8 protein-coding genes and 1 tRNA gene are annotated in these 8,439 nt (G+C 67.9%); 6 read left to right on the forward strand and 3 right to left on the reverse strand.

The features are described from left to right. Window positions 1-495, reverse strand: a 495-nt coding sequence (locus J7E68_RS12960; protein WP_215173213.1) for an SGNH/GDSL hydrolase family protein, incomplete at its 3' end; no start/stop codon positions are given. A gap of 148 nt (window positions 496-643) precedes the next feature. Between J7E68_RS12960 and J7E68_RS12965 the strand changes: the two genes are divergently transcribed. Next, window positions 644-2,386 (forward strand): DEAD/DEAH box helicase, encoded by a 1,743-nt coding sequence (locus J7E68_RS12965; protein WP_215173215.1) that lies wholly within the window; start codon window positions 644-646, stop codon window positions 2,384-2,386. A gap of 120 nt (window positions 2,387-2,506) precedes the next feature. Beyond that, window positions 2,507-3,619 (forward strand): VIT1/CCC1 family protein, encoded by a 1,113-nt coding sequence (locus J7E68_RS12970; RefSeq protein WP_215173217.1) that lies wholly within the window; start codon window positions 2,507-2,509, stop codon window positions 3,617-3,619. Between the two features lie 104 nt (window positions 3,620-3,723). On the opposite strand, the gene J7E68_RS12975 is transcribed toward J7E68_RS12970, so the two are convergent. Continuing rightward, window positions 3,724-3,806 (reverse strand) — tRNA-Leu (locus J7E68_RS12975). 113 nt (window positions 3,807-3,919) lie between these two features. Here J7E68_RS12975 and J7E68_RS12980 point away from each other — a divergent pair. Then, complete coding sequence (locus J7E68_RS12980) at window positions 3,920-5,215, forward strand: M20/M25/M40 family metallo-hydrolase (protein WP_215173219.1); 1,296 nt, start codon at window positions 3,920-3,922, stop codon at window positions 5,213-5,215. 47 nt (window positions 5,216-5,262) lie between these two features. Then, window positions 5,263-6,087, forward strand: coding sequence for an undecaprenyl-diphosphate phosphatase (locus J7E68_RS12985; RefSeq protein WP_215173221.1), 825 nt, complete (start codon window positions 5,263-5,265; stop codon window positions 6,085-6,087). Window positions 6,088-6,107: 20 nt separating this feature from the next. Here the strand turns inward: J7E68_RS12985 and J7E68_RS12990 are convergent, their stop codons facing one another. Beyond that, a complete protein-coding gene (locus J7E68_RS12990; protein WP_215173223.1) occupies window positions 6,108-6,956 on the reverse strand; it encodes a PAC2 family protein in 849 nt (282 codons plus the stop codon). A 92-nt stretch (window positions 6,957-7,048) separates the two neighbouring features. Here J7E68_RS12990 and J7E68_RS12995 point away from each other — a divergent pair, with 92 nt between their 5' ends. Together J7E68_RS12995 and J7E68_RS13000 are read left to right on the forward strand one after the other, a co-directional pair. Beyond that, on the forward strand, window positions 7,049-7,732 hold the full coding sequence (locus J7E68_RS12995; protein ID WP_311416875.1) for an HAD family phosphatase: 684 nt from the start codon (window positions 7,049-7,051) through the stop codon (window positions 7,730-7,732). Further along, window positions 7,729-8,439: tRNA (adenine-N1)-methyltransferase (locus tag J7E68_RS13000; protein ID WP_215173224.1), on the forward strand; the 711-nt coding region annotated here is incomplete at its 3' end. The genes J7E68_RS12995 and J7E68_RS13000, both read left to right, overlap by 4 nt.

An 8,439-nucleotide genomic window follows, 5' to 3' on the forward strand; every position in this document is an offset into this window, starting at 1 on the left:
ACGCTCGGCGATGGCCCGCACGTTCTCGTTATAGATGGCGACCTTGCCGCGGAACGCCCGGAAGACGGGGGTGAATGCCGTGTCGATCCCGGTGAAGAGCAGAACGGCGGCGCCCGTCGACGACAGACGCGCGACCGCGTCTTCGAGCTGGGCGGAGATCGCGTCGGGATCGGTGCCGGGGCGGATCACGTCGTTGCCGCCGGCGCAGATCGACACGAGGTCGGGATGCAGCGCGACGGCCGGCTCGATCTGATCGCGAACGATCTGCGCGATCAGCTTGCCGCGCACTGCGAGGTTCGCGTAGGCGAAGTCGTCGACCTGACGCGAGAGGACTTCGGCGACACGATCCGCCCAGCCGCGGTGGCTGCCGGGGTGAGAGGGATCCGGGTCTCCGATGCCCTCCGTGAAGGAGTCGCCGATAGCCACGAACCTCCGCCAGGGATGCGGATTCTCGTTGTCGGGTTCCGGGGTTCGGATCGAATCCTGGGCTGTCATCCGGCTCTCCTTCACGAACGAGGGCAGCGCGCCGACGGCCGCTGCGCAGTGACCGAGCCTACTCGGGTGTGAACCTCGGGGGCGAGGACGCGCGCGGCGGACGCCGCGCGCGTGCCGAGTGTCGGTGGCAGCGATTATCGTTGACTCGATGCTCTCTCCGTCCTTTCCCCAGCGCGCTCCGTGGGGTACCGCGAACAAGCTGCGTGCCTGGCAGCAGGAGGCGCTCGAACAGTATTTCCACGACGATCAGCGCGACTTCCTCGTGGCGGCGACGCCCGGTGCAGGCAAGACGACCTTCGCGCTCACCCTCGCGGTCGAGCTCATGCGCATGGGCGAGGTCAACCGCATCATCGTGGTCGCTCCGACCGAGCACCTCAAGACGCAGTGGGCTGATGCCGCGGCGCGTGTGCACATCCGCCTCGATCCTCGGTTCCGCAACAGTCACTGGGCGCCGGCCCGCCACTATCACGGCGCCGTCGTCACCTATGCGCAGGTGGCTGCGAAGTCGTCCGTCCACCGGCACCTCACCGAAGACGCCAAGACCCTCGTGATCCTCGATGAGGTGCACCACGGGGGTGACGCGCTCAGCTGGGGCGATGCGATCCGCGATGCGTACGGCCCGGCGAAGCGCCGGCTCCTGCTCTCGGGAACGCCGTTCCGCAGCGATACCGCCCCGATCCCGTTCGTGGAGTACCACCCCGACGAGTCCGGCGCCCGGATCTCGCGCACCGACTACAACTACGGCTACGGCCGGGCGCTCGCAGACGGCGTCGTGCGTCCCGTGCTCTTCCACATGTACGCGGGCAAGATGCGCTGGCGCACGAGCACGGGCGATGAGCTCGAGACCCATCTCGGCCAGGACAACACGAAGGACGTGACTTCGCAGGCCTGGCGCACAGCGCTCGACCCCGAGGGCGAGTGGATGCCGGCGGTGCTGTCGGCGGCAGATCGTCGCCTCACCGAGATCCGTCATCATGTGCCGGACGCCGGTGGGCTCGTCCTGGCGACCGACCAGACGGTGGCGCGCGCCTACGCGAAGATCCTGCACAGCATCACCGGCCAGCAGCCGACGATCGTGCTCTCCGATGATGCGACCGCGTCCGAGCGCATCGAGAAGTTCAGCAACAGCGAAGACCGCTGGATGGTCGCGGTGCGCATGGTGTCGGAGGGTGTGGATGTGCCTCGACTCGCGGTCGGCGTCTACGCGACCTCGTCGTCGACTCCGCTCTTCTTCGCTCAGGCCATCGGCCGATTCGTGCGAGCGCGTCGCCGGGGTGAGGCCGCAAGCGTGTTCCTGCCCCAGGTTCCGGTGCTCATGGGCCTCGCGAACGAGATGGACAAGCAGCGCGACCATGCGCTCGACCGCCAGTCGAAAGACGACGACGGCCTCGACGACTCCCTTCTCGACTCGGCGAATCGCGAAGACGACGCGTCTGATGCGCTCACCCAGGAGTTCAGCTACCAGGCGCTGTCGTCGGTGGCGCATTTCGATCGAGTCGTCTTCGAGGGACAGGAGTTCGGCCAGCTCGCAGAACCCGGCACGCCCGACGAGGAGGAGTTCATCGGGTTCCCGGGGCTTCGCGAACCTGAGCACGTGCACGAGCTGCTGATGCAGAGACAGGCACGCCAGACGCGACTTCGGGAGACGAGAGAGGCAGAGGCGGGGCCCACAGAGACGACGACGCTGCCCGCGCCGCTGCACCGCACGCCCCGCGAGCAGCGGCAGCTGCTGAACAGCCTCGTCGGCCTGTACGCGCGCCAGAAGGGCGAGCCGCACGGGGCCGTCCATGCAGAGCTGCGCCGCATCTGCGGTGGTCCTGCCGTGGCGCAGGCGACCGTGACGCAACTGCAATCGCGCATCGACGTGCTGCGCAAGCGCGTGCGGTCATGATCTCGCCGGGTTCGGAAACCCGAAAAGCTGGCAATCGCTTCCCCAGTACCTCTGCCTGCGCCGCTCGGAGCTAGCGTGGAACGGTTGCCCCGCCATCGGGACGATCGATCAGGAGAAGTCATGACAGCCCCCGTTGCCTCCGAGCCGAGCGCCTCTGAGCCGACCGCCGCTGACCGCCGACGCTGGGCGCGGTACCTCGTCGAGGAGCGCGCCGAGGGAATGGTCTACCAGAAGCTCGCGAGCCGACGCACCGGTGAGGAGCGCGAGATCCTCCTCCGCCTCGCCGAGGCCGAGCGCCGCCACGAGCAGCACTGGCTCGACCTGCTCGGCGCAGAGCCCACGCGGCTGCCGCACGCCGGAGTCCGATCCCGCCTTCTCGGGTGGATGGCGGGGCGATTCGGGTCGATCTTCGTCCTCGCGCTCGCACAGAGCGCCGAAGCGCGTTCGCCCTACGACTCCGAGCAGTACGCGACCCCGGCCATGCGGGCCGACGAGAAGGTGCATTACGAGGTCGTGCGCGGTCTCGCCGCCCGAGGCCGGCGCCGCCTCTCCGGCTCGTTCAGAGCTGCCGTCTTCGGAGCGAACGACGGTCTCGTCAGCAATCTCGCTCTGGTGCTCGGCATCGGCGCCACCGGGGTGAGCTCGGGGTTCGTGCTCTTCAGCGGCATCGCGGGCCTGCTGGCCGGCGCCCTCTCGATGGGGGCGGGGGAGTTCGTCTCGGTGCGCTCGCAACGCGAGCTGCTCGCAGCCACAGAGGCGAACGAGGACGCGGCGGCATCCGCGGCCGACCTCGACATCGACGAGAACGAACTGGCGCTCGTCTATCGCGCCCGGGGCATCGGTCAGGAGGAGGCGCTGGAGCGCGCCGGCCGCATCGTCGCCGCGGCGCGCGCGGGCGTGGAGCGCACCGCCACGGGGCCGGTCCACATCCACGCGGCCGATGACCACGACATCGTCGGCAGCGACTGGACGGCGGCGATCTCGAGCTTCCTGCTTTTCGCGTCCGGCGCGATCATCCCGGTCCTGCCGTGGATCTTCGGGCTCGAGGGTACGGCAGCGGTCATCGTCGCGCTGATCCTCGTCGGCGTCGCGCTGCTCTCGACCGGCGCGATGGTCGGCATCCTCTCGGGAGGACCGCCTCTGCGACGTGCTCTGCGTCAGCTCGTCATCGGGTTCGGAGCCGCGGCGATCACGTATCTGCTCGGACTCGTCTTCGGAGTCGGCGCTCTCTGAGACCTGACGAGGTCGTGCTGCGCCTGACAGCGCAGCACGACCACCGAACGGCAGAAGCCCCGGAGGAATGCTGGCGAACCAGATTCTTCCGGGGCTTCTCTCTGTGCGCGGAGGGGGACTTGAACCCCCACGCCCTTACGGGCACTACGACCTCAACGTAGCGCGTCTACCATTCCGCCACCCGCGCAGGTGTTGGATGTTCGTTGCCGAACGAAGATTTACATTAGCACGAGCTTCGAGGCCTTCAGAAACCGACGCTGTCGCCCGGGCGCGCCACGACGTTTCGATAGCCTGGACGACATGACTGACCCGTCCCTGCCCGAGGTCGTTCGCATCGCGAGCGACCTGATCCGCTTCGACACCTCGAACTTCGGCGGCGGCAACGCGAAAGGCGAGAGAGAAGCTGCCGAGTACGTCGGCGCATATCTGCAGGGACTGGGCCTGGACGTCGAGTACTACGAGCCGATCCCGCGCCGCACCAACGTCATGGCGCGGGTGCCAGGGAAAGACCCCGGCAAGCCGGCGCTGGTGGTGCACGGACATCTCGACGTGGTGCCGGCGATGGCCGAGGACTGGAGCGTCGACCCGTTCGCGGGCATCGTGAGAGACGGCATGCTCTGGGGTCGCGGCGCGGTCGACATGAAGAACATGAACGCGATGATCCTCACCGCTGTCGCCGACATCCTGCGCGCCGGAGAGCAGCCCGAACGGGATCTGGTGCTCGCGTTCTTCGCCGACGAGGAGAACGGCGGCGTCGAGGGTTCTGCGCTCGTCGTGCAGAACCGACCCGAATGGTTCACCGGCGCGAGCGAGGCGATCAGCGAGGTGGGCGGCTACTCGATCACGGTCGACGATCGACGGGCCTATCTTCTGCAGGTGGGAGAGAAGGCGCTCATCTGGATCCGACTCGTCGCGAAGGGCCGCGCAGGCCACGGCAGCCGTCTGCATGATGACAACGCCGTCACCAAGCTCGCCGAGGCGGTGGCGGCGATCGGGCGCACCCGGTGGCCTCTCCGGCTTACGGCGACCACCGAAGCGCTGCTGCAGGGATTGAGCGATCTCACCGGACGATCGGTCGACGACCCCGATGCTCTCGCCGCGGCTGCGGGTCCTGCCGAGGCGTTCCTGCGGTCGTCCTTCCGGACGACCGCGAATCCCACGGCACTCACCGCCGGGTACAAGCACAATGTGATCCCGGAGCGTGCGGAGGCGCTGATCGACGTGCGGGTCATCCCGGGCACGGAAGACGACGTGCTCGCCGAGCTGCAAGAGATCGTGGGCGACGACATCGAGATCCAGACCGTGGTGCGCGACATCGGCATGGAGACGCCGTTCGCCGGTGACCTGGTCGACGCCATGGTGGCGAGTCTCGGCCGCCACGACCCCGGGGTGCCGGTGATCCCGTATCTTCTCGGCGCGGGTACCGACAACAAGGCACTGGCCTATCTCGACATTACCGGTTACGGATTCGCACCGCTGCGGCTCCCTGCCGACCTCGACTTCACGGGTATGTTCCACGGAGTGGACGAGCGAGTGCCCGTAGAATCGCTTGTCTTCGGTCAGCAGGTGCTGGCCGATCTGCTGCGCACGTACTGAGCGATCCGCTCTGCGTCCGCAGCCCCCGAATCAGAAGGCTCTCCTCCATGCACCTGCTCGAAGCGCTCATCCTCGGTGTCGTCCAGGGACTCACCGAGTTCCTGCCGATCTCCTCCAGCGCCCACCTGCGCATCCTCGGCACGTTCCTGCCCTCCGGTGAAGACCCGGGTGCGGCGTTCACGGCGATCACCCAGATCGGCACGGAGGCCGCGGTCGTCGTCTTCTTCTGGCGCGACATCGTGCGCATCATCGTGCAGTGGTTCCGCTCGCTGACCGGACGTGTTCCGCGCAGCGACCCGGATGCGCGCATGGGCTGGATGATCATCATCGGCAGCATCCCGATCGTGCTGTTGGGGCTGCTCTTCCAGGACCAGATCGAGACCGTCTTCCGGTCGCTCTGGATCGTCGCGATCATGCTGATCGTGTTCGGCATCCTGCTCGGTGTCGCCGACCACGTCGGCGCCAAGCGCCGCAGGCTCGACCAGCTGACCTACCCGCACGGCATCGCCTACGGCTTCGCCCAGGCGCTCGCGCTGATCCCCGGTGTCTCGCGGTCCGGTGGCACGATCACCATGGGACTCTTCCTGGGGTACGAGCGAGCGGCCGCGGCTCGCTACGCGTTCCTGCTCGCGATCCCCGCGGTGTTCGGAAGCGGCTTCTATCAGGTCTTCAAGAGCTGGGGCGAGCCGTCGTTCTTCTCGTTCGGCGACACGCTCGCGGCCACCGGCATCGCCTTCGTGGTGGCGCTGGGCGTGATCGCGTTCTTCATGAACTACATCTCGAAGCGCAGCTTCCTGCCGTTCGTGATCTATCGCATCCTGCTGGGAACCGTGCTGCTGGTGCTGCTCGGAACCGGCGTCATCGCCGCATAGTCTCGCGGGACGCCCGGCGGCTACTTCTTGTGATCGCCGGGCCCGTCGCCGCGGCGCTTGAGGTATCGCTCGAAGGCCTGCGCGATGGCATCACCCGACGCATCGGGGGAGTCCCACGTGTCGCGCGTGCGCTCCAGCTGATGGATGTACTCGGTCATGTCCTCGTCGTCCGCGGCCGCCGCGTCGATCGATGCCTCCCACGCCGCGGCCTCGGTGCGCAGGTGATCGCGCGGCACGTCGACGCCGGTCAGCTCCTCGAGCCGATCCAGCAGGGCGAGAGTCACCTTGGGCGACGGTGTGGCCGAGGCGACGTAGTGCGGCACGCTGGCCCACAGGCTGGCCGTCGGGATGCCGGCGCTCTCGGCGAAGTGCTCGATCACGCTGAGAATGCCGACGGGACCCTCGTAGAGCGAGCGCTCGAGTCCGTGCACCTCGCGGACCTGCTCGTTCTGGCTCGAGGCGAAGATCGAGATCGGACGGGTGTGGGGCACATCCGAGAGCATGGCGCCCAGGGTCACGAAGCCCGTGATGTCGTCGCGCAGAGCGACGTCGATGAACTCCGAGGCGAACGCCTGCCAGGTGCGAGCGGGTTCGACACCCGTGAGCACCCAGAACTCCGGCCCGGGGCCCGGGTGGCGCGGACGCCACAGACCGGCCTCGGGCCAGGTGAGCTGGCGCCGCCCTTCGGCGTCCATCTTCGTCGCGGGACGCGTGTACTGATAGTCGAAGTACAGCTCCGGGTCGATGGAGTGCACGAGGTCGTAGTCGGTCGTCTCGCGCAGTGCGGCGATAGCGCCGCTCGCTGCCTCGCCTGCGTCGTTCCAACCGTCGAAGGCGACGATGACGATGCGTGAACCGAGGACATCCATCGTGGGCTCCCTTCGCTGAATCCGGATTCGGTATCCCTCCAGGCTAGTCCGACCGCGCGGGGAGCGGGCGGAGCCACGGGTAACATGGTTCGGTGAGCAGACAGCCCCGCGCGATCCTCTGGGACATGGACGGAACACTCGTCGACACCGAACCGTATTGGATGGCTGCCGAGACGGCACTGGTCGAATCCTTCGGCGGCACCTGGAGCCACGAGGATGCGCTGCAGCTCGTGGGAAACGGGCTGATCGACAGCGCGATCATCCTCCAGAACGCGGGTGTCGACATGGATGCCGAGGCGATCGTCTCGCTGCTCACCGACGGGGTGCAGGAGGCCCTGCGCACCCAGGGCGTGCCGTTCCGCCCTGGCGCTCGCGAGCTCCTTCAGGATCTGAGAGCGGCGGGAATCACCACCGGTCTCGTGACGATGTCGCTCCGCCGGATGGCGTTGAGCGTCGTCGACCTCATCGAGTTCGAGGCCTTCGACATCGTCGTGGCAGGAGACGATGTCAGCAACCCGAAGCCGCATCCGGAGCCGTACCTGCATGCTGCCTCGCTGCTCGAGATCGACATCGCCGACGCCGTGGTCATCGAAGATTCCCCGACCGGCCTTCGTGCGGGTCTCGCCTCCGGCGCTGTCGCGCTCGGCGTGCCGCACATCGTCTCCCTCGACCACGTCGGGGCGCACGAGCTCTGGCCGACGCTCGAGGGTCGCACCGCCGCAGACCTGATCGACCTGTTCGACCGCAAGACCTCCATGACAGGAGCCACCCGATGACCTCCACCAGCTCACAGCGCCCGAGCGGACCGTTCCGAGAGGGCGACCGAGTGCAGCTGACCGGACCCAAGGGGCGCCTGCACACCGTCACCCTCCGCGAGGACGGCGAGCTTCACACGCACCAGGGAGTGCTCCGGCACCGCGACCTCATCGGTCTTCCCGACGGTTCCGTCGTGGCGAACAGCTCGGGCCATGACTATCTCGCCCTGAGGCCGCTGCTGCGCGACTTCGCGATGTCGATGCCGCGTGGTGCGGCGATCGTCTACCCCAAGGATGCCGCGCAGATCGTGATGCAGGCGGACATCTTCCCCGGAGCGGTCGTGGTCGAGGCCGGGGTCGGATCGGGTGCTCTCTCGCTCTCCCTCCTCCGTGCCATCGGACCGGTCGGGCGCCTGGTCTCGTTCGAGCGTCGCGAGGACTTCGCCCAGGTCGCGCGCGGCAACGTCGAGACGTTCTTCGGCGAGACGCCGGAGACCTGGAGCGTAGTCGTCGGCGATCTCGCAGAAGCGCTGCCCGAGCAGTTCGCCGCGGGCACCGTCGACCGGGTCGTGCTCGACATGCTCGCCCCGTGGGAGTGCATGGACGTCGTCGCCGACGCCCTGACATCCGGCGGCGTCGTGCTCTGCTACGTCGCGACGGCGACCCAGCTGTCGCGGGTGGCCGAGTACATCCGCGGCACCGGTCTGTTCACCGAGCCGGAGGCATCC

It is taken from the genome of Microbacterium sp. ISL-103 (genome assembly GCF_018613995.1).
Taxonomy (GTDB): Bacteria; Actinomycetota; Actinomycetes; order Actinomycetales; family Microbacteriaceae; genus Microbacterium.

What these genes read in the sequence shown, in the direction of transcription:
- J7E68_RS12965 (WP_215173215.1), top strand. Translation starts at nt 644, where the DNA reads ATGCTCTCTCCGTCCTTTCCCCAGCGCGCTCCGTGGGGTACCGCGAAC.
- J7E68_RS12970 (WP_215173217.1), top strand. Translation starts at nt 2,507, where the DNA reads ATGACAGCCCCCGTTGCCTCCGAGCCGAGCGCCTCTGAGCCGACCGCC.
- J7E68_RS12980 (WP_215173219.1), top strand. Translation starts at nt 3,920, where the DNA reads ATGACTGACCCGTCCCTGCCCGAGGTCGTTCGCATCGCGAGCGACCTG.
- J7E68_RS12985 (WP_215173221.1), top strand. Translation starts at nt 5,263, where the DNA reads ATGCACCTGCTCGAAGCGCTCATCCTCGGTGTCGTCCAGGGACTCACC.
- J7E68_RS12990 (WP_215173223.1), bottom strand. Translation starts at nt 6,956, where the DNA reads ATGGATGTCCTCGGTTCACGCATCGTCATCGTCGCCTTCGACGGTTGG.